A 21,461-nucleotide genomic window follows, 5' to 3' on the forward strand; every position below is an offset into this window, starting at 1 on the left:
AGCCATTATTCTAATTATTCGGGCAGAAGTGATGAACAATAATCCCACCCAACTTTCTCTGTTGCAGGACGATATTCGTCGCCGCTACGAAACGCTGAGCAAACGTCTTAAACAGGTTGCGCGCTACATTCTTGATAACAGTAACAGTATTGCGTTTGATACCGTCGCCTCGATTGCCCAGCAGGCCGATGTGCCCCCCTCTACCCTGATTCGCTTTGCTAATGCTTTTGGCTTCAGCGGTTTCAACGAAATGAAACAGGTTTTTCGTCAGCACCTGATGGAAGAGACGGTCAACTACACCGAGCGTGCGCGTCTGTTCCGTCAGACATCCACCGATGACAACGCCAGCGCCCCTGAGAGCCCGTCGGAGATCCTCAACGTTTTTACGATGGTAAACAGCCAGGCGCTGCAGCAGCTGGCGATGCAGGTGAATCCTGAACAGCTGAACAAGGCGGTAAAACTGCTGAGCGAGGCCGAGAACATCTATGTGATTGGCCTGCGCCGCTCCTTCAGCGTCGCCTCCTATCTGGTCTACGCGCTGCGTCATCTGGAGCGGCGCGCGTTTTTAATTGATGGCCTGGGCGGGATGTTTACCGAGCAGCTCAGCCTCGTTAATCCTAAAGATGTGGTGATTGCCATCAGCTATTCACCCTATGCGCGTGAAGCGGTCGAAGTGGTGGAGATGGGCGCCCGACGCGGCGCACATCAGATTGCAATTACCGACAGCCAGGTCAGTCCGCTGGCCGCCTTCAGCGACGTCTGCTTTGTCGTGCGTGAAGCCCAGGTGGATGGCTTCCGTTCACAGGTTGCCTCTCTCTGCCTGGCGCAGACGCTGGCTGTGTCGCTGGCGCTCAACAACGCCGGCACCAGCTGATTTCAGGGCGCAAAAAAGGGCAGCGTGACCCGCTGCCCTTATAGCTGAGAGACTGCTTTTCTGACGCCGCCGTAGGCTAGGTGTTACGCGGATAATTCTCGCTGTTCACCCAGGCGTGATCTTTCTCCCAGGTAAACTTCCACAGCCGCACAGGCCCCGCCATCACGTTCAGATAGTAGTTGTTGTATCCCGCCAGCGTCGCAACCGGGTGATAGCCGCGCGGCACCATCACCACATCGCGATTGTAAGGTGCCATACAGGCATCCAGTGAGCGATCGTCGGTATAAACGCGCTGCATGGCGAAGCCGGGTTCCGGATCGAAACGGTGATAGTAGGTCTCTTCCAGAAGGGTTTCGTTTTCACTCTCTTCATCATGCTTGTGGCTGGGGTAAGAGCTGGTGTCGCCCTCATTGGTATAAACCTCGACCACCAGCAGGCTGTCAGCCGGTTTGTCATCGGGCAGAATATTGTGCACCAGACGCTGATTGCGCCCTTTGCCGCGATGCTCAACGCCCACGTCCGCGGGCGTAATCAGTCGTGCAGGCAGATGCCCGTGACCGGGCGCGCTGCAGACCGCCAGCTCCAGATCGCTGTCCGCGTAAACCACCACCTCATCATCGTGCGGCACATAAACGGAGTAAGGCGGCACGCGCTCAAAGGGCGACATGCGCTGTCCAATCCCGGGAAACGCCGCGTGACGGGTTTTCACCGAGGCGAGTCCGGCCACCAGCACCAGACAGAGCTCTTTATCCCCGCTGGTAAGGTGCAGGGTTTCCCCTTTTTTCAGCAGATAAGCATCAAACCCGACATAGCGCCAGCCGGCGCGTTCAGGCGTCACATGCTGAATACGACCCTGCGCATCAGGGGCCTGGGCTTTCGACAGTAAAGACATCCTGATCCTCCTCTCTGTCACGGTTATCGCTGCAGTTGCCGCGCTGGCGTGACGTGCAGCCCGCCTGCGAACAGAAAGACCGGCAGAGTGATCTGCCGGTCGCGCATCCTGCCAGCGTGGAAATAAATCAGCCTAAGGTCGGCATACTGAATTCAGACACGGTCTGCTGACCGGATGGCCAGCGCACGGTGGCGGTTTTCATGCGGGTGTAGAAGCGCACGCCATCCGGCCCGTGCACGTTGAGCGCGCCAAACACCGAGCGCTTCCAGCCGCCAAAGCTGTGGAATGCCATCGGCACCGGAACCGGCACGTTGACGCCCACCATGCCCGCTTCAACGTTCTGCACAAAGTCACGCGCGGTGTGACCGTTGCTGGTGAAAATGGCGCTGCCATTGCCAAACTCATGGCTGTTAACCAGCTGCAGCGCACTGTCGTAATCCGCCGCGCGCATGATGCTCAGCACCGGACCAAAAATCTCTTCACGCCAGATCACCATGTCAGAGGTGACGTTATCAAACAGCGTGCCGCCGACGTAGTATCCCTCAGCATGCCCTTCGACCTGGACATGACGCCCATCGACCACCAGCTTCGCGCCTTCCTGTTCGCCTTTGTCGATGTAGCCCAGCACCTTCTTCTGGTGCGCCGCTGAAACCACCGGCCCCATCTCATTCTCCAGAGCCCCCTGATTCATACCGGGGCCGATGCGCAGTGCCTGCACCAGCGGGGTCAGGCGGGCAATCAGCTTGTCGGCGGTATCATCGCCCACGGCGACCACGACCGGCAGCGCCATGCAGCGTTCACCGGCAGAACCAAAGGCACCGCCCATGATGGCGTTGACGGTGGCATCCAGATCGGCATCCGGCATCACGATGGCGTGGTTTTTCGCCGCGCCAAACGCCTGCACCCGTTTGCCATGCGCGCTGGCGGTTTTGTAGATGTGCTCAGCCACGCCGGAGGAACCGACAAAGCTGACGGCGGCGATACGCGGATCTTTGTAGAGCTGCTCCGCGTCTTCATTTGAGCTGTGCACCACGTTGAAGACCCCATCAGGCAGGCCCGCCTCGGTCAGCAGTTCAGCCATCCGCACAGACGCCGAGGGGTCCAGTGCCGGTGGCTTGAGGACAAAGGTGTTGCCGCAGGCCAGTGCGATCGGAAACATCCAGAGCGGCACCATCGCCGGGAAGTTAAACGGCGTAATGCCCGCCACGACGCCGACCGGCTGCATCAGCGAATAGCTGTCAACGCCGCCGCCGACGTTAGGGGAGTATTCGCCTTTCAGCAGGTGCGGGATGCCGCAGGCAAACTCAATCACTTCAATGCCACGCGTCAGTTCACCCAGCGCATCAGACCAGACTTTGCCATGCTCAGAAACAATCAGTGCCGCCAGCTCGTCACGATGCTGCTCCATCAGGGCCTTAAAGTTGAACAGGACACGGGCACGGCGCAGGGGTGAGGTTTTCGACCATTCGGCAAAGGCCGCATGCGCGACACCAATCGCCTGAGCCACTTCATCGGCGGTACTCTGCGTCAGTTCACGTACCACTTTGCCGGTTGCCGGGTCGTAAACAGGAATGGTTTCGTTGCTGGCGCTGAACGTAATTTTGCCGCCAATAAAGTTACCTGTGATTGTCATGATGTTGCCTCTTTAGATGGTTAAGTTCCCTGCAGACGAACCATGCGACCTGCCGCGCTGCCTGACCAGGCAAAGCTGAAAGCGTGCTATGAAGCTATTGCATTGGAATAAATTTTTCAAATAATTCTTTTTGGAAGATTTGCTTTTAGCGGCACAGATCGCATTTTCTCCGTCGGCTTGCGCCTGGTGCGCTCCTGACGTCCGGAGAGCGCCGGTTGCCGCAATCCTCAGCCCTGCAGGCGCGGCTTAAGACCATCACGGCGCGGTTCTCTGCGGGATAAACCCCGCGAGGCAGCACCCGGCTGAAACGAAATATGAAATTAATGCGAGGCAGATCCAATAATCCATATTTCATAATTCACTATTAATGAAATAAATGTTTTCTTTAGTCGCAATCTTCTTCTGTTTCGGGGTAATCACATGGCTATCGATCCGACCCGTTTCTGTATCAACCGCAAAATTGCTCCCCGGCTCTCGCTGGAGGCCTTTTTTCAGCTGGTTCATCGCCTGGGGCTGAGCAAGGTTGAGTTGCGCAATGACATGCCGGGTGGCAGCGTGACAGACGATCTGACGCCCGAGCAGCTGCGCGCCCTGACCGACAGATATCAGATTGATATCGTCACCATTAATGCGCTCTATCCGTTTAACCGCATCGATGAGGATCTGCTGACCCGTGCAGAGCTGTTGCTGCAGACCGCACAGCAGACGGGTGCGAAGGCGCTGGTGATGTGCCCACTGAATGAGGGGATTACCCTGTCGCCTCAGGAGACGCAGGCGGCGATGCAGCAGCTGGCGCCGCGCTTTGAACATTATGGCATTCAGGGGCTGGTGGAGCCGCTGGGATTCCCGGTCAGCTCACTGCGCTCGGCCGCAGAGACGCAGCGACTCATCGCCGCCGCCGGCGTACCCTTTAAGCTGGTGCTGGATACCTTCCATCACCATCTCTATGAAAAGGCGGAAGAGGAGTTCCTCACGGGTGTCGACGTGCAACAGATTGGGCTGGTTCACCTGTCGGGCGTGGAAGATCGGCGGCCCACCGCTGAGCTGACCGATGAGGAGCGCATTATGCTGAGTGACAGCGATGTGCTGAACAGCGTCGTGCAGGTTAAACGGCTGGAGATGCTGGGCTATAAGGGGATCTACGCCTTTGAGCCCTTCTCAAGCCAGCTCAACAGCTGGACACCGGATGAAACGGAACGGCAGATCCGTCACAGTATCGAACTGCTGCAGGCCTGAACCCGGTGTTGGCAGGCGCTGAAAACATGGCCCGCCCGGGCGCGTTTTACGGCGCAGTCTCGTCGGCTGCCGGTGACAGCGCCTGACGCCGTTGCAGGCGCAGCGTGCAGACAAACGCAACGCAGACCAGCAGCGCCGTGAGCAGATACACCTGCGACACGCCTGCATAGTTCATGATAAATCCGGCGATCGGCCCGGTAATGCCCAGCGACAGATCCATAAACGCGGTGTAAGTCGCCAGCGCACTGCCCTGATTCTGCTGCGGCACCACCTTCACCGCCACAACCCCCAGCGCCGGGAAGACCAGTGAAAAACCGGCGCCGGTCAGAAACGCGCCCGCTTTTGCCATCCAGGGGTCGCCCGCCGCCGCGACCAGAAAGAGTCCGGCAGCTTCCGCCGCCAGGCAGAGGCTGGCAACGCGCAGGCCGCCGTGGCGGTTAATGGCATTCGGAAACAGCAGGCGCGTGCCAACAAAGGCGGCACTGAACAGGGAGAGGGCAAAGGCGGCACCTTCCCAGCCTTTATCCTGATAGAACAGCGTAATAAAGGTGGCGATAACCCCGAACCCCGCCGAGCCCATCGCCAGTATCGCGCCAAAGCCGGCAATTTTTCCCAGCACCGCACGAAACGGCAGCGGCCTGGCCCGGCTGGCTTTGACGGCCGGACGCGGTACGGCGCAGACAATGCCCGCCACGCAGATAGCGACAATGACCAGCGACAGCCAGAGCAGGCCACCCGCCCGGAAGATCACCACGCCGAGCGGCGCGCCAATCGCCATCGCGCCATAGGTGACGATGCCATTCCATGAGATGACCCGGCCAATATGCAGCGAACCGACCCGCGCAACGCCCCATAACGAGGTGCCGGTGCCGGTAAAGCTCTGGCCCAGACCCAGAATCACCCGTCCCGCACAGAGCAGCGTCAGGCTTGTCATCGGCGAGTCGCTCAGCGCCGCCAGCAGAATACAGAGACCGCTGATCAGGCAGCCCACCAGCCCGATCACCACGACCTTCTTTGGTCCCCAGAGATCGGCGTAACGCCCGGCGTGGGGGCGACTCAGCAGCGTCGCCACATACTGCAGGCTGATCACCACACCCGCCCAGAAGGCGCTGAATCCCAGCTGGTCATGTACCCATCCCGGCAGCACCGCCAGCGGCAGACCGATAGTGAGATAGCTGGCAAAGTTATAGGCCACAATAGAGAGGATCAGCAGCGTGAGACGGAAGTTGCCGGTTGGGGTGGCCGGTTCCACTTTAGGCTGTTCAGGCATGAGAGATCCCGCTCGTATCAGGCTGTATGATAAGGTTTATCCGTCGACTATACCCGCTTTCACCACTGACGTATCGGCGCTGCGCCGTCAACCGGATGCAGCGTGCCGGACAAAAATCCTGCCGCGAAAGTGGAGTGTGGTGGCGCTGATTAAGGCCCCCTTCTGCCGCCGCGCTTTACCGTTTCTCTGATAAATCAGATTGTTAATTTTCTTTCAGCTACACTGTCAACAGCCAATTTACGTCACGGGAGAGGGAATGAGCGAGCTGCAACGGGAAAAGATCGGACAAAATATTCTGATCAAACTGGCAATGCTGGTCATTATCCTCGCCGGGGTGCGGGCAGCGTCCGACATTCTGGTCCCGCTGCTGCTGGCGGCTTTCTTTGCCATTGTACTCAACCCGCTGGTGACGATGCTGATGCGGCGTGGCTTCCGCCGCGGGCTGGCGATCGGGCTGGTGATCACGGTGATCTTCTGCGTCATGGTGCTGCTGGGCGCCATCATCGCCAGCTCAATGAGTGAGTTTTCCGATCTCTACCCGCAGCTGCGCGCCACCATGGAGCAGAAAATGACGGTGCTGCAGCATCTGGCCGCGGGCTTTCATCTCAACATCTCAACCGACGTTCTGATCAAACATTTCGATCCCAACACCATGATGAATCTGGCCACGGTGGCGCTGAGCGGCTTTTCCGGCGCGATGACTAACACCGTGCTGCTGGTGCTGACCGTCGTCTTTATGCTGTTTGAGGTCCATCACCTGCCCTACAAAATGCGTAACGCGCTGGTGAATCCCAAGATTCGCATCGCCGGGCTGCACAAAGCGCTGAAAGGGGTGACCCACTATCTGGCGCTGAAAACCCTGGTGAGCCTGATCACCGGCGTGGCGGTCTGGCTGACGCTCTTTCTGCTGGATGTGAAGTTCGCGCTGCTGTGGGGTGTGGTGGCGTTTATCCTCAACTTCATTCCCAACATCGGCCCGATCATTGCCGGTATCCCGCCCTTTCTGCAGGCGCTGCTGCTGAACAGCCTGTTTGATGCTGCGATGGTGGCCGCCCTGTTTACGGCCATTCATATGGTGTTTGGCAATATGCTGGAACCGCGCCTGATGGGCCGGGGTCTGGGCCTGTCGACGCTGGTGGTATTCCTCTCCCTGGTCTTCTGGGGCTGGCTGCTGGGCCCGGTTGGCATGCTGCTGTCGGTGCCGCTTACCAGCATCACGAAAATCCTGATGGAAACCACGCCCGGCGGCAGCCGTCTGGCCATTCTGCTGGGCACCGGGCGACCTAAACGGGTGCGGGGCTTAACCAAGTAAGCGCTGCTGGACGTGCCGCAGATGGTTCTCCATGGCCTGACGGGCAGCCGCCTCATCCCCCGCCACAATCGCGCTGGCAATCTGCTGATGGTCAGCGTTCATCTCCAGCGCAAAGCTGTTCTCAGCAAAATGGCGCTCCAGCCGCTCGACATGGGGGCTGTGGCGCTTGTTCCAGAGCTGTTCCAGCAGGTCGCGCAGCACATCATTGCCACTCATTTCGCTGATCAGCAGGTGGAAGCGTTTGTCCTTAGCCAGAAAGGCCGCATCGTTTTCCTGATGCTGCTGCAGCTCAGCGGCCAGCGCCAGCAGTGCCGCCCGCTGTGCAGGCGTACCGTTTCGGGCGGCAAAGCACGCCAGCATCCCCTCAAAGGCTTCACGGGCCTGCAACAGATCCTGCAGACTGCAGGCCTCACTCTCCTGCGTAACCCCGGCCTGCGGCAGCGGCTGGGCGACAAACACCCCGGTGCCGGTGCGGATATCGACCCAGCCGGTCATCTCCAGCGCAATCAGCGCTTCACGCACGGATGAGCGGCTGACGCCCAGCTGTTTTGCCAGCTCGCGCTCCGGCGGCAGCAGCCCGCCAGCGACAAAGTCACCACGCGTGATACCGGCCATAATGGCGTTGGCTATCTGACGGTAGAGCCGCTCCGTTTTAATGGCTGCCAGGGTCATTGTCCTCTCCTCTTGTCCTGCCTAATCGGTCCGCTGGCCGATGCAGTTTATGATGCTGCGATCCGGATCACGGCCTTGTTTTGCACACTATCATACTCTTGGTCCAGCGGCCTGACCACTGGGCCACATCACAGTTAAGGAGCAAACATGGAACATACCTGGCGATGGTACGGCCCGAACGATCCGGTTTCACTGGATGATGCGCGTCAGGCAGGCGCGACCGGCATCGTTACCGCACTGCATCACATTCCCAACGGCGAGATCTGGCCGGTTGAGGAGATCAAAGCCCGGCAGGCCCTGCTGGCGGAAAAAGGGCTGGTCTGGTCAGTCGTGGAGAGCATTCCGGTTCACGAGGCGATTAAAACCCAGCGCGGCGACTACCTGCGCTATATCGCCAATTATCAGCAGTCGATCCGCAATCTGGCCGCCTGCGGCATTGATACCGTCTGCTACAACTTCATGCCGGTGCTGGACTGGACGCGGACCGACCTCGCCTGGACGCTGCCCGATGGCGCTAAGGCGCTGCGCTTCGATGCCGACGCGTTCGCCGCGTTTGAACTCTGCCTGTTAAAACGTCCGGGTGCAGAGCAGGACTACAGCGCGACCGAGCAGCAGGCGGCCAGAGCGCGCTTTGCCGCGATGAGCGAGGAAGAGAAAAACACGCTGGTGCGCAATATCATCGCGGGCCTGCCCGGCGCCGAAGAGGGGTACACGCTGGAGCAGTTTCAGGCGCAGCTGGCGCAGTATGACGGCATCGACAAAGCAAAACTGCGTGAACATATGGCGACCTTCCTGCGCGCCATCGTGCCGGTGGCGGAAGAGGCTGGCGTAAAACTGGCGGTGCACCCGGACGATCCACCGCGTCCTATCCTGGGCCTGCCGCGCATTATCTCCACGCAGGAAGATATGCAGTGGCTGAAGGAAACCGTCGACAGCCTGCACAACGGATTCTGTTTCTGCACCGGCTCCTACGGCGTGCGGGCCGACAATGCGCTGGTTGAGATGGCGGAAACCTACGCCGACCGCATCAACTTTGTCCATCTGCGCGCCACGAAGCGTGAAGAGAATCCCGCCAGTTTCCATGAGGCGGCGCATCTGGCGGGGGATGTCGATATGGTGGGGGTGATCAGGGTCATTCTGGCCGAAGAGCAGCGCCGTCGTCGGGCGGGCAACCTGCGGGCCATTCCTATGCGCCCCGACCACGGCCATCAGATGCTGGATGACCTGCATAAACGCACCAACCCCGGCTATTCCGCCATTGGCCGCCTGAAAGGACTGGCTGAACTGCGCGGGGTGGAAGTGGCGCTGAAGCAGATCTTTTTTACTGATTAATTCTTCATTCACGCGCCCGCCCTGCGACCGTCCCGTGACGGCGCAGGGCCTTTCGCCCACCGCTGCGCATCGCCCGTTATCCCCCGCGTCCTGCCTGCTGAATTTGTGTCGCTGAATCGCAATAAAGACAAAACAAACGTCACATAAATGATACGCACTGTTCGATAATTGACCTGAGTCAGTCTGATTGATTGCAAAAACGCTAATCTGCTCCGCCCGGAGAGATGTTATTCTGCGCAGCGGATTAGCGCCTCCTGATAACACCAATAATATTCAGAGGATTTTGCGGTGCCGCTACTGAAACGAAAACGCGACTACGCCAGGCTGGTGATTATTATCTCCGGCCTGCTGCCTCTGGTTATTGGCCTGTTTTTTACCGCACTGGATGCGCGCCACACCGTTCATCAGCAGCAGATGAGCGCGGCAGAAACCCTGCTATCCCAGGCGGAGAGAATGAGCGACAGCGCCTGGGATATGATTACCGAGCTGCGCCAGTTTGATCAGGTGCCCTGCAGCCAGATTGAAAACCAGCTGCAGCGCATCGGCTCACTTAATCCCTACTTTCGCGCTATCGGTAAAATGGAGCAGGGAAAAATTGCCTGTTCATCGGTGTATGGTTCACGTCCTGCCCCGCTGAAAGCGATGATCCTGCGTGATGCCCCCGTCACCGGTAAAGCCTGGTGGAGCCTGTCGATTGCCGGTACCGCCGGTGTGCCGACGCGTCCCGCCGTGATTTTTGTGCGCGACCTGCCTGATGGCGAAAGTTTCTGGGCGGTGATCGATGGGCAGTATCTGATCGATTTTATGCGCGCCATCAGCAGCACCCATCGCTACCATTTCAGCATGGATTTCAGTGATGGTGCGCCCATCTCCTATGGCGATCCGCAAATCGCCGCCGACAGCTGGTTCAAACCGTCGATTTATCAGGCATCCTCCCGGCGCTATCCGCTGACGGTCACGCTGATAGCCTCGCCCACGGAGCTGATTTCGGCCTGGCGTCAGGTGATGTTTATCATTATGCCGATGGCGGCAATCTTCTCTATTCTGCTGATGATGATAATGGCGAACTGGCTGCAGCGACGTATTTCCTGGCGCGATGAGATCCGGCGCGCTATCGCCAGCGGCCAGTTCAGGGCGCACTATCAGCCGGTCTATGACAACCGGCTGCAGCGCTGCGTCGGTGTTGAGGCGCTGCTGCGCTGGACAACCCCGGACGGCAACGGCGTGCGGCCGGATATTTTTATCGGTGCCGCAGAAGCGGAAGGCATGATTGTGCCGCTGACCCGCCACCTGCTGGCGTTGGTCGCAGAAGATGTCCGGAGCTGGCAGGTAGAGCCCCATTTCCACCTGGGAATTAACGTGGCGGCGGAGCACCTGCAGCATCCTGACTTTGTCGACGATATGCTGCACTTCGCTGAACAGGTCAGGGATAAGCAGTTCCTGATCACGCTGGAGCTGACCGAGCGCAGCCTGATCAAAGAGGGCGCGGCGGTGGCACGCAAACTGGAACACCTGCGTCACTGCGGCATGAAAGTCGCGATTGACGATTTTGGCACGGGTCACTGTTCGCTGAGCTATTTACAGACCTTCACGCTGGATTATCTCAAGATTGATCGGGGCTTTATCAACACCATCGAGTCGCTTGAGGGCAGAACACCTGTTCTGGATGCCATTATCCAGCTCAGTCATGAGCTGGAGCTGGAAGTCTTGGGCGAAGGGGTCGAAACCGCCTTGCAGTTCCGTTATCTGCAACAGCGCGGCGTGGTCTTTATTCAGGGCTACTATTACGCGCGCCCGCTGGACAATGCGGGACTGATCGCCTGGCTGGCCGAACAGGGCGACCAGCCCGTCGAGCCGGACCTGGCCCTTACGACCTGATCGGCTACCGGCGTCTGACGACAGAACGCCGATAGCCGATTGGCCCGTCGCGGTTCTCCCTTTTGTCAGGATCATCTCCTTCGCGCTCCCTCCCTTCTCCAGCCCGTCATTTCTTCCGTCCGGAAAAGCGTGAGGACCGCCGCTCAAGTGCTGAAAAAAGCGGCGATTGTCACGCAGAGTGATAATTTTTTTGCGGAGAGAAATAGCCTTATCAGTGGCAAAAAGAGGCTACATGTAGCCCAAACATGACAGATATCACACAAAAACGGTATACTCTGTCGCTGTTCGCAATAATCACAACAGTAATTATTGTGTTAACGGGCGCTAAAACAGCGCGTATTTACGGCTATGCTTAAATTTCTCAACGTGGCGGTCTGTACGATTCATCCGGCTCGCGCCGTTGAGAACTTTCGTGTTCCATTACAGGGTAATTCTATGAAATTGCGTAGGAAGCGTGTAAAACCAATTGGGATCAATGATGTCACCATCATTGATGATGCCCGTTTACGTAAAGCCATCACGGCGGCCTCTCTGGGTAACGCGATGGAGTGGTTTGACTTCGGCGTTTACGGCTTTGTGGCCTATGCGCTGGGTAAAGTCTTCTTCCCGGATGCGTCGCCAGGCGTTCAGATGATCGCGGCGCTGGGTACCTTTTCTGTGCCCTTCCTGATCCGACCGCTGGGTGGTCTGTTCTTCGGTATGCTGGGCGACAAATATGGTCGTCAGAAAATTCTTTCCATCACCATTATCATCATGTCGGTCAGTACCTTCTGTATCGGCCTGATTCCCTCCTATGCCTCCATCGGCATCTGGGCGCCGATTCTGCTGCTGTTAGCGAAGATGGCACAGGGCTTCTCGGTGGGCGGTGAATATACCGGTGCCTCGATCTTCGTGGCCGAATATTCGCCTGACCGCAAACGCGGCTTCATGGGAAGCTGGCTCGACTTTGGCTCCATTGCCGGCTTCGTACTGGGTGCGGGTCTGGTCGTGCTGATCTCTTCCATTATCGGGGAAGCGAACTTCCTTGAGTGGGGCTGGCGTCTGCCGTTCTTCGTTGCGCTGCCGCTGGGCATCATCGGTCTTTACCTGCGTCATGCGCTGGAAGAGACCCCGGCATTCCAGCAGCACGTGGACAAGCTGGAACAGGGTGACCGCGAAGGTCTGCAGGATGGCCCGAAAGTCTCCTTCAAAGAGATTGCGACCAAACACTGGCGCAGCCTGCTCTCCTGTATCGGTCTGGTCATCGCCACAAACGTCACCTACTACATGTTGCTGACGTACATGCCGAGCTACCTGTCGCATAACCTGCACTACAGCGAAGATCACGGTGTGATGATTATTATCGCCATCATGATCGGGATGCTGTTTGTTCAGCCGATGATCGGCATGATGAGTGACCGTTTTGGCCGCCGCCCGTTTGTTATCATCGGCAGTCTCGCCCTGATGGTCTTCTCGATCCCTGCCTTCATGATGATCAACAGTGGCGTGCTGGGCATGATTTTTGGTGGTCTGCTGCTGATGGCGGTGATCCTGAACTCCTTCACCGGTGTGATGGCTTCGTCACTGCCTGCCATGTTCCCGACCCACATCCGCTACAGTGCGCTGGCCAGTGCCTTTAACATCTCGGTACTGGTTGCCGGTCTGACCCCTACGCTGGCCGCCTGGCTGGTTGAGTCAACCGACAACCTCTACATGCCTGCCTACTATCTGATGGTCGTGGCCGTGATTGGTCTGATTACCGGTCTGTTCATGAAAGAGACTGCGAACAAGCCGCTGAAAGGGGCCACACCGGCCGCGTCGGATATGGAAGAAGCGCGCGAGATTCTGCAGGAGCATCACGATAACATCGAGAATAAAATCGAAGATATCGACGCAGAGATCGCCCGTCTGGAAGCGAAACGTAAAAATCTGGTGCAGCAGCATCCGGATATCAACGAGTAATCGTTCTGCTCTCCCGCCGCCCGGCGGGAGAGCATTTTTCCCCCTCCCTACCGCACACAATCCTTCATGCCCTGCGGGCAAAGGGAGTAAACTGTTGTCACTTTTTTCACCTGCGTAAGAATGAAAATGTCTGATTATTCCCTTATCCAGCGCCCAAGAAGATTGCGCGCCAGCGCGTCAATGCGTGAAATGTTCCAGGAGTCATCCCTGAGCCTGAACGATCTGGCTCTGCCCATTTTTGTTGAAGAAGAGGTCGACGACTACAAACCGATTCAGGCGATGCCTGGCGTGATGCGTATTCCGGAAAAACGTCTCGCTTATGAGATTGAGCGTATCGCCAAAGCCGGTATCCGCTCGGTCATGACCTTTGGTATTTCGCACCACACCGATGCCACCGGCAGCGATGCGTGGAACGAAAACGGTCTGGTGGCCCGCATGTCGCGCATCTGCAAAGAGACCGTGCCGGAGATGATCGTCATGTCTGACACCTGCTTCTGCGAATACACCAGCCACGGCCACTGTGGCGTGCTCTGCGATCACGGTGTCGACAACGATGCCACCCTGGAAAACCTGGGTAAGCAGGCGGTCGTTGCTGCCGCAGCCGGAGCCGATTTTATCGCCCCGTCGGCGGCGATGGATGGGCAGGTTGAGGCGATTCGTCGCGCGCTGGACGCGGCGGGCTTCACCCAGACCGCAATCATGTCCTACTCCACCAAGTTTGCCTCCTCCTTCTACGGCCCGTTCCGTGAAGCCGCGGGCACGGCGCTGAAAGGCGACCGTAAAACGTATCAGATGAACCCGATGAACCGCCGTGAAGCGATTCGTGAATCACTGCTCGACGCGGCTCAGGGCGCAGATTCACTGATGGTGAAACCGGCAGGTGCCTATCTGGATATCCTGCGTGACATCCGTGAGCGCACCGAACTGCCTCTGGCGGCTTATCAGGTGAGTGGCGAATACGCGATGATCAAGTTTGCCGCAGCGGCCGGTGCCATTGACGAGCGTAACGTGGTGCTGGAAAGCCTCGGGGCGATCAAACGTGCCGGTGCAGACCTGATTTTCAGCTATTTCGCTCTTGATCTCGCCGAACAAAAGGTGCTCTGATCCCCTCCTCATAAAGAGCGTGATCGCGATGTCACGCTCTTCTTCTCCGCCAAAAGGCAAACACCAGAACCTGGCTTCGGCTAAACCAACAAAGGTCTCTGTGATGAAAGCACCTGACATTCCTGCCGACGAGGCACAACGTTTATCGCAGCTGCGTGCGCTGAACATCATGAACACCACCGCGGAGGAACGTTTTGATCGTTTAACCCGTCTGGCCCGCCGCCTGTTTGACGTGCCTATCGCGTTAGTCAGCCTGCTGGAAGCTGACCATCAATGGTTTAAATCGGCTCAGGGCTTTGCACCGCCGGGATCGCCGCGCAATATCTCCTTCTGCGGACACGCTATCCTGCAGGATGAGATCATGATTGTTGAAGATGCGCATAAAGATGAGCGTTTTCACGACAACCCGCTCGTCACCGGCGATCCACACATCCGTTTTTATGCCGGCTGTCCGCTGCGTGCACCGGGCGGCGCCAAACTGGGTACGCTCTGCATCATTGGACGCGAACCGCGCCAGTTTGATGAAGAGGATCAGGCTACCATGCGTGACCTGGCCGCGATGGCAGAAGCGGAGCTGGTCGCCTTTCAGACCGCCACCTGCGACGAACTGACGCAGATAACCAATCGCCGCGGCTTTATGACCCTGGGACAGATGGTGCTGAACGAGTGCCGGATGAAGAACCGGCCAGCCTCACTGACGTTTCTCGACCTCGACAAGTTCAAGCAGATCAATGACTCGCTGGGCCATCGCGAAGGCGACCGTGCGCTGATGGACTTTGCCGACGCGATGAAGGTGGTGTTTAAACACTCCGATCTCTTTGCCCGACTGGGCGGCGACGAGTTTGTGGTGCTGCTCAATGGCATGTCGCAGCAGCAGAGCGAAGCGCTGTTACAGCAGTTCGCCTGCTATCTGCGTCAGCAGTCGATCAGCCTGAATCGTCGTTACCACCTGCAGTTCTCTTCCGGCATCGTTGAGTTTGATCCGGCGCAGCCGCAGTCGCTGGAACAGCTGCTGCACGACAGCGATGAGCGGATGTACCAGCGTAAAAAGCAGAAGCGTGTCGCGGTGTAACCTCAGCCGCCGCGGCTGAAAGATCAGGGACGCGCCAGATCGTCGAGCAGGGTCTGATTAAACTTTGCAGGCTCTTCCATTTGCGGCGCGTGCCCCAGGCCCGGAAACTCAATCAGCCGCGCCCCCGGAATGCGTTTTGCGACCGCTTTACCGAGCACCCTGTAATCGCCCAGCCGCGCTTTCACCGCCGGCGGGGCGATATCGCTGCCGATAGCCGTGGTGTCGGACGTGCCGATCATCAGCGTGGTCGGCACCTTCAGATCGCCGAACTCATAAAACACCGGCTGCGTGAAAATCATGTCGTAGATTAAGGCGGAGTTCCACGCCACCTTCTCATGCCCCGGCCCGCTGTTGAGTCCGGCCAGCATATCGACCCATTTGTCATATTCAGGTTTCCAGCGGCCCGCGTAGTAGGTCTGCTGCTCATACTTCTTAATGCCCTCTGCGCTGAGCCTGAGTTCCCGCTGATACCACTGATCGACGGAACGCCACGGCGCCCCTTTCGCTTTCCAGTCTTCCAGCCCTATCGGATTAACCAGCACCAGCTTCTGCGTCTGCTGCGGGTACATCAGCGCATAGCGCGTCGCCAGCATCCCGCCGGTGGAGTGACCCACAATTACCGCCTTCTCCACACCCAGCCGGGCAAGCAGCTGATGCGTATTGTCGGCCAGCTGCTGAAAGCTGTACTGATAGCGGGCGGGTTTGGTGGCGCTGCAGAAGCCAATCTGATCGGGCGCGATAACGCGGTATCCCTGCTGACTGAGGGCGCGGATGGTCTCTTCCCAGGTGGCACCACAGAAGTTTTTACCGTGCATCAGCACCACGGTTTTCCCGTTGGCACGCGCGACGGGTTTCACATCCATATAGCCCATGCTGAGCGACTGCTGCTGCGATAAAAAATCAAAATGGTGCAGAGGATAAGGGTAGTGAAAGCCTTCCAGCTGTTCGCCATAGGTTGTGGCGGCACGAGTGGGGAGAGAGGTCAGCAAGGCCAGCGAGGTCAGCAGCACAGCAAGCGGTTTCTTCAGCAGAAATGTCGGGCCCATCCGGGATTCTCCAGGTTAAAGGTGAGTCGTAAGCCTGGCAGGTCGCGGAAAAAATCAACAGATTAATTACATCTCATCTTATTTATTAATAAGCACCGTTTAAATGAACCTCATGAGAGGTTGCGATTCAAATCCTGAAGAATCTTTACGCAAAGAATAAGCACATTAAGATAAATAATTCAGAATGCCCGCACGTTAAACGGGGGGTGCCTATGAACGACAATAAATATAATGAAAGTGTAATTGTCTCCATCACTGAGTGGATTAATCACAATCTCGATCAGCGTTTAAGTATTGATGATATTTCGGAAAAGGCGGGTTATTCCAAATGGTATCTGCAGAAACTCTTTGCCCGCTATCATAATGAAACGCTGGCGCGCTATATCCGCAGAAAAAAGCTTAACGCCTGTATTCATGATTTAAAAAACAGCCGTACGCCCATTATCAGCCTGGCGCTGAAATACCATTTTGAAAGCCAGCAATCCTTTACCCGCTCATTCAAACAGATGATGGGCTGCACGCCGAGCGCCTGCCGCAGGCGTCCGCTGAGTAATGGGAGCAGCGCAGCGCTGGCAGACGCGCAGAATCCCTGTGCCCTGTGCGGCTACGCGCGGCCCGACGCGGAGATTCAGCCGCGCTGTGCCGTCACGGTGCGCCCTGTTACGCGCCCGGCACGCGGTTATGCGCAGGCCGACACTTTCCGCGATGCCGGTTAATCACTCATCCGGCTGATAATACTGCACACCAATCTGAATCCGCTCACGTCCCTGAGCAACGCGATGACGATTGGTGTCGCGCAGTGAATAGACACAGCCGCAATATTCCTGCTGATAGAAACTTTCGCGCTTGCTGATTTCGATCATGCGCGCCGACCCGCCACCTTTACGCCAGTTAAATTCCCAGTAGAGCAGATCGGGATAAGCAGCCGCTGCACGGACACCGCAGCTGTTAATCTGCTTCATGTCTTTCCAGCGTGAAATCCCCAGACAGCTGGTCATAACGGGAAAGCCGTTTTCATGCGCATAGAGCGCGGTTCGTTCAAAGCGCATATCAAAGCACATGGTGCAGCGTTCACCGCGCTCCGGAGACCACTCCAGACCGCGCGCCCGCTCAAACCAGTTGTCCCGGTCGTAGTCAGCATCCACAAACGGCACGCCAAATTTTTCAGCAAAACGAATATTCTCCTCTTTGCGCAGCTCATACTCTTTGAGCGGATGAATATTCGGGTTGTAGAAATAGATCGTGTAATCAATGCCGGATGCCAGCATCGCTTCCATCACTTCACCCGAACAGGGGGCGCAGCAGGAGTGCAGCAGGACTTTATTATGACCGCCCGGCAGAGGCAGCGGCTGACGCTGGAAAGGTTCAGACATAAACACCTTCAATCAATAGCAGAAAAGCGGCAGTGTAATGCCGCCGGTGACGAGTTGCAAAATCTGCGCGGCTTTGTGTAATCGTGCCCCAGCCCCTGTTTTGCCTCCGTCGCCACCCCATTGATATCTCATGCTTTATTTTGCGTCTCTGTCTGACTGAGCGGTAACAGTGGTCGGAAGTGTGATCGGCAACACACTGGCGTCGACTATGTTTACATAACATTAACAATGTTGACACTGGACTACCGCAAGGAGACTCGCATGGGCGCGGCAAAAAAATCGGGAAGTACGCAGAACCGCTTTACCTGGTTCGTCTGTTTTATGGCTGCGCTGTCCGGCCTGCTGTTTGGCCTGGATATTGGCGTCATCGCCGGTGCCCTGCCGTTTCTGGCGAAGGATTTGCAGATCACCAACCATCAGCAGGAGTGGGTGGTCAGTTCGATGATGTTTGGCGCGGCGCTGGGTGCGCTGGCGGCGGGCTGGATGTCATCAAAGCTGGGACGCAAGAAAAGTATGCTGGCAGGCGCGACGCTGTTTGTGATTGGCTCGCTCTGGTCAGCCTTCTCACCGGATGTGACCTCGCTGGTCTGCGCGCGCGTGATTCTGGGCCTGGCGGTAGGCATCGCCTCCTACACCGCGCCGCTCTATCTGGCCGAGATTGCGCCTGAGCGTATTCGCGGCTCAATGATCTCCATGTATCAGCTGATGCTGACCACCGGCATCGTGGTGGCCTATCTCTCCGACACGGCTTTCAGCTACAGCGGTAACTGGCGCGGCATGCTCGGGGTCATCGCGATTCCGGCGGTGATCCTGTTTATCGGCGTGCTGTTTCTGCCCAACAGCCCGCGCTGGCTGGCGGCGCACGGTCGGTTTAATGAGGCGCAGCGGGTTCTGGACCGGCTGCGTAACAGCAGCGAGCAGGCTCGTGAGGAGCTGGAGGAGATCCGGGAAAGCCTGCAGCTGAAGCAGCGCGGCTGGTCACTGTTCCGCTCGAATGGCAATTTCCGCCGCGCGGTGTGGCTCGGCATGCTGCTGCAGGTGATGCAGCAGTTTACCGGCATGAACGTCGTGATGTATTACGCCCCTAAAATCTTCAACATCGCCGGGTTCTCCAGCACCAGTGAGCAGATGTGGGGCACGGTGATTGTCGGGCTGGTCAACATGCTGGCGACGCTGATTGCCATCTTCTTTGTGGATCGCTGGGGCCGCAAACCCATGCTTACCACCAGCTTTCTGGTGATGGCCGTGGGGATGGGGGTGCTGGGCACGCTGCTGCACATCGGCGTTGAGACGGACTTCCGCAAATATTTTGCGGTGGCGATGCTGCTGATGTTTATCGTGGGCTTTGCGATGGCAGCCGGTCCGGTTGTCTGGCTGCTCTGTTCCGAGATCCAGCCGCTGAAAGGGCGCGACTTCGGGATTACCGCCTCCACAACCACCAACTGGGTCGGCAATATGATTGTAGGGGCAACCTTCCTCACCCTGCTCGATCAGCTGGGGAATGCCAACACCTTCTGGTTCTATGGCGCGCTGAATCTGGTGTTTATCGTGCTGACGATGATGCTGGTGCCGGAGACCAAACATGTGACGCTGGAGCACATCGAACGCAATCTGATGAAGGGCAAAGCGCTGCGTGATATCGGGGCGTAACCGCCCCGACGCGGCTTACCACTGCAATGACTGGCCGGCGTAATCGACGTAGTGATGTCCTCCACGACCGCGCCAGTGGGTCAGCTGCCGGACGATACCTTCTGCGCTCTCTTCTGCCGTCAGGGGCGCGCTTTCGCCACCCATGTCGGTTTTTACCCAGCCGGGATGCAGCGTCAGCAGCGTTCCGCCCTGCGCGTCCACAGCAGCGGTCAGGGTGCGGCTTAACATGTTCAGTGCCGCTTTGCTGGCAGCATAAATCGGCATCTGCGCATCCGGGTTTTCATTCAGGCTGCCGAGCTGGGAGGAGGTCAGCGCCAGCACACCACTCGGCTTCAGCAGTGGCAGTAATATTTCTGCGCTGCGTACCGGCGCGATGGCATTGGTCAGGAAGAGCTGCGCCAGTTCCTGATCGTCACTCTGCGACAGGGTCTGGTGCGACGGCCCGGAAATGCCGGCATTAATCAGAATGGCATCGAACCCCTCACCGGTGAGCTTGCCAGCCAGCTCTTCCACCGCTGACGCCTGGGTTATATCCAGCGCGTGCCAGCGGATTTCGGGCCGGTTGCCCTGCGCCGGGATGCCGCTGCGATGGGTGGCCGTGACCTGCCAGCCCTGCCCGGCGAACGCCTGCGCCACCGCCAGGCCGATACCGCGTGAGGCGCCGATAATCAGTACCTTATTTTGCTGAGCCATATTCACTCCTCGTTAGTGGTCTCATCACAAGCTTAACGGCAAATCGGCGCAGAGCGCGGCCCGCCGTGCTTTTTCGCCGGGCCACCACACGTCAGGTAACTTTTCACTGCTGGCAGAGGGGATGAAGGCAGGTTTCAGGCGCCTGATGAGCGCGCCTGATGAAGGGAAAGGAGCGGGTTTTGATTATCCCTGCGTGTCCCGGCTTTTATCATCCGGACTGTCGCCGTTCTCGTTCCCCTGGCTCTTCTCCACTTCCTGGGGATGGCCCATTGAGAGCGCCGTGGCGCTGGCCGGATCGAACAGTGACAGGCTTTCAATCTGGTCAACCATGATCACCTTACGAAACGACATCGCATCTTTCGGTGTCGAGTCGAGCGTAATGCCATGCTCGGCATACCATTTGCTGTAGTTGTGCTCCACCGCCAGCTTCAGCGTCTTGCTGTCGCGATAGCCGCTCAGCATCGGAATCAGCACAATGTTTTTGGTGCTCTCATATTCGAACGTGGAGGCGTGAACCATGCCGATGTAGATGCGGCGGGACTTCAGCGTGATCCACGCCAGTTCACCCTCTTCCATGCACTGAAACAGCAGTTGCTCCACGCCATTAGAGCGGGAGAGCCGCTGATAGAGATCTTTACGGCCTGAAACGTTCAGCCGTGCGCTGCCCGCCCAGTTAGAGCGGTAGAGACAGAGCAGGATCGCGAAGGCCAGCATAATGACGACCGGAGCCTGGATGCCAAGAAAGCTCCAGTTCATGAACTCCACCTGCCACTTCAGATGGGCGCCCGGTATAACCTGAACAGCATTTGCCAGCGCGGAGATGCCCAGCAGCAGCAGCCAGACAAGGCCGGTGGCAAAGACCCCCTGCAGGACAAAAATACAGCCATACAGCGCGACCAGGAAATAGACGTCCCAGCCTGATGAGCGGCGGATTTTAAAACGGCTGTTGAGATCGCGGCTGGTGTACCAGTAACCACTCACCATCAGGACCATGAATATTGCGGTACCCACCTCAGACTCCCTTTAACGCGTTCACATGGCGGGAAAAATCTTCGTGGACTTCCTCGCTCAGCGTGTTGACCGAGATATTGCCGTTTTCATCAATGATGATGCGTTCACCTTCGGCAATCGAGTCGTTGATATCCTGGCGGGTCATGATCTGCAGAAATTTCTCGGGACTGGCAAAGACCGACTTAATAAACCTGAACATAGCGATCCACTTGTGAGTCAAAAAAAGAAGTATGTGACTGAATCCACACTCTCGCCCAATTAATTTCAGGGGAAATTTCTTAAAATCAGCTAATTAGCGAAGCGGTAAGGCGTTGTTTCCGGCGATTTTTTCCTGAAAACCTCAACGTTACCAGCGGCCTGGCGTCGCAGACGCCTCCTGCTCTGTTGGATTGAGCTGCGGGGACGCGGCGCGCTCTCCCGGCCAGGAAAGACTAAGCTCAAGGGTCATCCGCGTACTCTTACCCTGTCTGAA

General features: G+C 57.6%; 19 protein-coding genes. 10 read left to right on the forward strand and 9 right to left on the reverse strand.

The window, feature by feature from the left end; all coding sequences use genetic code 11:
* Positions 1 to 31 precede the first annotated feature (31 nt).
* A complete protein-coding gene (locus tag S7A_RS02995) occupies positions 32 to 874 on the forward strand; it encodes a MurR/RpiR family transcriptional regulator (RefSeq protein ID WP_009087824.1) in 843 nt (280 codons plus the stop codon).
* Between the two features lie 76 nt (positions 875 to 950).
* On the opposite strand, the gene iolB is transcribed toward S7A_RS02995, so the two are convergent.
* Together iolB and S7A_RS03005 are read right to left on the reverse strand one after the other, a co-directional pair.
* Positions 951 to 1,766 (reverse strand): 5-deoxy-glucuronate isomerase, encoded by an 816-nt coding sequence (gene iolB, locus S7A_RS03000; RefSeq protein ID WP_009087825.1) that lies wholly within the window; start codon positions 1,764 to 1,766, stop codon positions 951 to 953.
* Between the two features lie 127 nt (positions 1,767 to 1,893).
* On the reverse strand, positions 1,894 to 3,399 hold the full coding sequence (locus S7A_RS03005; RefSeq protein WP_009087827.1) for a CoA-acylating methylmalonate-semialdehyde dehydrogenase: 1,506 nt from the start codon (positions 3,397 to 3,399) through the stop codon (positions 1,894 to 1,896).
* 420 nt (positions 3,400 to 3,819) lie between these two features.
* Here S7A_RS03005 and S7A_RS03010 point away from each other — a divergent pair, with 420 nt between their 5' ends.
* Positions 3,820 to 4,635, forward strand: a complete 816-nt coding sequence (locus tag S7A_RS03010; RefSeq protein WP_009087830.1) for a TIM barrel protein — start codon at positions 3,820 to 3,822, stop codon at positions 4,633 to 4,635.
* A 46-nt stretch (positions 4,636 to 4,681) separates the two neighbouring features.
* Here the strand turns inward: S7A_RS03010 and S7A_RS03015 are convergent, their stop codons facing one another.
* Positions 4,682 to 5,905, reverse strand: a complete 1,224-nt coding sequence (locus S7A_RS03015; RefSeq protein WP_009087832.1) for an MFS transporter — start codon at positions 5,903 to 5,905, stop codon at positions 4,682 to 4,684.
* A gap of 256 nt (positions 5,906 to 6,161) precedes the next feature.
* On the opposite strand from S7A_RS03015, the gene S7A_RS03020 reads away from it, so the two are divergent.
* Positions 6,162 to 7,217 (forward strand): AI-2E family transporter, encoded by a 1,056-nt coding sequence (locus S7A_RS03020; RefSeq protein WP_009087834.1) that lies wholly within the window; start codon positions 6,162 to 6,164, stop codon positions 7,215 to 7,217.
* Here the strand turns inward: S7A_RS03020 and S7A_RS03025 are convergent.
* Positions 7,206 to 7,889, reverse strand: coding sequence for a FadR/GntR family transcriptional regulator (locus S7A_RS03025; protein WP_009087836.1), 684 nt, complete (start codon positions 7,887 to 7,889; stop codon positions 7,206 to 7,208). The two genes, S7A_RS03020 and S7A_RS03025, sit on opposite strands and share 12 nt — an antisense overlap.
* Before the next feature lie 147 nt (positions 7,890 to 8,036).
* Between S7A_RS03025 and uxuA the strand changes: the two genes are divergently transcribed.
* From uxuA to S7A_RS03050, 5 genes are all read left to right on the forward strand, one after another.
* Positions 8,037 to 9,221: a mannonate dehydratase gene (uxuA, locus tag S7A_RS03030; RefSeq protein WP_009087838.1), complete on the forward strand. Its 1,185-nt coding sequence runs from the start codon at positions 8,037 to 8,039 to the stop codon at positions 9,219 to 9,221.
* Between the two features lie 288 nt (positions 9,222 to 9,509).
* Positions 9,510 to 11,099, forward strand: coding sequence for an EAL domain-containing protein (locus S7A_RS03035; RefSeq protein ID WP_009087840.1), 1,590 nt, complete (start codon positions 9,510 to 9,512; stop codon positions 11,097 to 11,099).
* A gap of 435 nt (positions 11,100 to 11,534) precedes the next feature.
* Positions 11,535 to 13,040, forward strand: a complete 1,506-nt coding sequence (gene proP / locus S7A_RS03040; RefSeq protein WP_009087842.1) for a glycine betaine/L-proline transporter ProP — start codon at positions 11,535 to 11,537, stop codon at positions 13,038 to 13,040.
* Between the two features lie 126 nt (positions 13,041 to 13,166).
* Positions 13,167 to 14,144, forward strand: coding sequence for a porphobilinogen synthase (hemB, locus tag S7A_RS03045; RefSeq protein WP_009087843.1), 978 nt, complete (start codon positions 13,167 to 13,169; stop codon positions 14,142 to 14,144).
* Positions 14,145 to 14,247: 103 nt separating this feature from the next.
* Complete coding sequence (locus S7A_RS03050; RefSeq protein ID WP_009087845.1) at positions 14,248 to 15,216, forward strand: diguanylate cyclase; 969 nt, start codon at positions 14,248 to 14,250, stop codon at positions 15,214 to 15,216.
* Between the two features lie 23 nt (positions 15,217 to 15,239).
* Here the strand turns inward: S7A_RS03050 and S7A_RS03055 are convergent, their stop codons facing one another.
* Positions 15,240 to 16,262: an alpha/beta fold hydrolase gene (locus S7A_RS03055; RefSeq protein WP_009087848.1), complete on the reverse strand. Its 1,023-nt coding sequence runs from the start codon at positions 16,260 to 16,262 to the stop codon at positions 15,240 to 15,242.
* Between the two features lie 212 nt (positions 16,263 to 16,474).
* Here S7A_RS03055 and S7A_RS03060 point away from each other — a divergent pair, with 212 nt between their 5' ends.
* The gene (locus S7A_RS03060) at positions 16,475 to 16,978 is read left to right on the forward strand and encodes a helix-turn-helix domain-containing protein (protein ID WP_009087850.1); all 504 of its coding nucleotides are present in this window, start codon (positions 16,475 to 16,477) and stop codon (positions 16,976 to 16,978) included.
* On the opposite strand, the gene S7A_RS03065 is transcribed toward S7A_RS03060, so the two are convergent.
* The gene (locus S7A_RS03065) at positions 16,979 to 17,635 is read right to left on the reverse strand and encodes an epoxyqueuosine reductase QueH (protein ID WP_009087852.1); all 657 of its coding nucleotides are present in this window, start codon (positions 17,633 to 17,635) and stop codon (positions 16,979 to 16,981) included.
* Between the two features lie 261 nt (positions 17,636 to 17,896).
* Between S7A_RS03065 and S7A_RS03070 the strand changes: the two genes are divergently transcribed.
* The gene (locus S7A_RS03070; RefSeq protein ID WP_009087854.1) at positions 17,897 to 19,285 is read left to right on the forward strand and encodes a sugar porter family MFS transporter; all 1,389 of its coding nucleotides are present in this window, start codon (positions 17,897 to 17,899) and stop codon (positions 19,283 to 19,285) included.
* Between the two features lie 15 nt (positions 19,286 to 19,300).
* On the opposite strand, the gene S7A_RS03075 is transcribed toward S7A_RS03070, so the two are convergent.
* The 3 genes from S7A_RS03075 to S7A_RS03085 form a co-directional block, all read right to left on the reverse strand.
* Positions 19,301 to 19,978 (reverse strand): SDR family oxidoreductase, encoded by a 678-nt coding sequence (locus S7A_RS03075; protein WP_009087856.1) that lies wholly within the window; start codon positions 19,976 to 19,978, stop codon positions 19,301 to 19,303.
* 183 nt (positions 19,979 to 20,161) lie between these two features.
* Positions 20,162 to 20,989, reverse strand: coding sequence for a hypothetical protein (locus tag S7A_RS03080; RefSeq protein WP_033736088.1), 828 nt, complete (start codon positions 20,987 to 20,989; stop codon positions 20,162 to 20,164).
* 1 nt (position 20,990) lies between these two features.
* A complete protein-coding gene (locus S7A_RS03085; RefSeq protein ID WP_033736089.1) occupies positions 20,991 to 21,188 on the reverse strand; it encodes a hypothetical protein in 198 nt (65 codons plus the stop codon).
* Positions 21,189 to 21,461 lie beyond the last annotated feature (273 nt).

Origin of the sequence: Pantoea sp. Sc1, assembly GCF_000255315.1 — a bacterium.
Taxonomy (GTDB): Bacteria; Pseudomonadota; Gammaproteobacteria; order Enterobacterales; family Enterobacteriaceae; genus Pantoea; species Pantoea anthophila.

What these genes read in the sequence shown, in the direction of transcription:
- S7A_RS02995 (WP_009087824.1), top strand. Translation starts at nt 32, where the DNA reads ATGAACAATAATCCCACCCAACTTTCTCTGTTGCAGGACGATATTCGT.
- iolB (WP_009087825.1), bottom strand. Translation starts at nt 1,766, where the DNA reads ATGTCTTTACTGTCGAAAGCCCAGGCCCCTGATGCGCAGGGTCGTATT.
- S7A_RS03005 (WP_009087827.1), bottom strand. Translation starts at nt 3,399, where the DNA reads ATGACAATCACAGGTAACTTTATTGGCGGCAAAATTACGTTCAGCGCC.
- S7A_RS03010 (WP_009087830.1), top strand. Translation starts at nt 3,820, where the DNA reads ATGGCTATCGATCCGACCCGTTTCTGTATCAACCGCAAAATTGCTCCC.
- S7A_RS03015 (WP_009087832.1), bottom strand. Translation starts at nt 5,905, where the DNA reads ATGCCTGAACAGCCTAAAGTGGAACCGGCCACCCCAACCGGCAACTTC.
- S7A_RS03020 (WP_009087834.1), top strand. Translation starts at nt 6,162, where the DNA reads ATGAGCGAGCTGCAACGGGAAAAGATCGGACAAAATATTCTGATCAAA.
- S7A_RS03025 (WP_009087836.1), bottom strand. Translation starts at nt 7,889, where the DNA reads ATGACCCTGGCAGCCATTAAAACGGAGCGGCTCTACCGTCAGATAGCC.
- uxuA (WP_009087838.1), top strand. Translation starts at nt 8,037, where the DNA reads ATGGAACATACCTGGCGATGGTACGGCCCGAACGATCCGGTTTCACTG.
- proP (WP_009087842.1), top strand. Translation starts at nt 11,535, where the DNA reads ATGAAATTGCGTAGGAAGCGTGTAAAACCAATTGGGATCAATGATGTC.
- hemB (WP_009087843.1), top strand. Translation starts at nt 13,167, where the DNA reads ATGTCTGATTATTCCCTTATCCAGCGCCCAAGAAGATTGCGCGCCAGC.
- S7A_RS03050 (WP_009087845.1), top strand. Translation starts at nt 14,248, where the DNA reads ATGAAAGCACCTGACATTCCTGCCGACGAGGCACAACGTTTATCGCAG.
- S7A_RS03055 (WP_009087848.1), bottom strand. Translation starts at nt 16,262, where the DNA reads ATGGGCCCGACATTTCTGCTGAAGAAACCGCTTGCTGTGCTGCTGACC.
- S7A_RS03060 (WP_009087850.1), top strand. Translation starts at nt 16,475, where the DNA reads ATGAACGACAATAAATATAATGAAAGTGTAATTGTCTCCATCACTGAG.
- S7A_RS03065 (WP_009087852.1), bottom strand. Translation starts at nt 17,635, where the DNA reads ATGTCTGAACCTTTCCAGCGTCAGCCGCTGCCTCTGCCGGGCGGTCAT.
- S7A_RS03070 (WP_009087854.1), top strand. Translation starts at nt 17,897, where the DNA reads ATGGGCGCGGCAAAAAAATCGGGAAGTACGCAGAACCGCTTTACCTGG.
- S7A_RS03075 (WP_009087856.1), bottom strand. Translation starts at nt 19,978, where the DNA reads ATGGCTCAGCAAAATAAGGTACTGATTATCGGCGCCTCACGCGGTATC.
- S7A_RS03085 (WP_033736089.1), bottom strand. Translation starts at nt 21,188, where the DNA reads ATGTTCAGGTTTATTAAGTCGGTCTTTGCCAGTCCCGAGAAATTTCTG.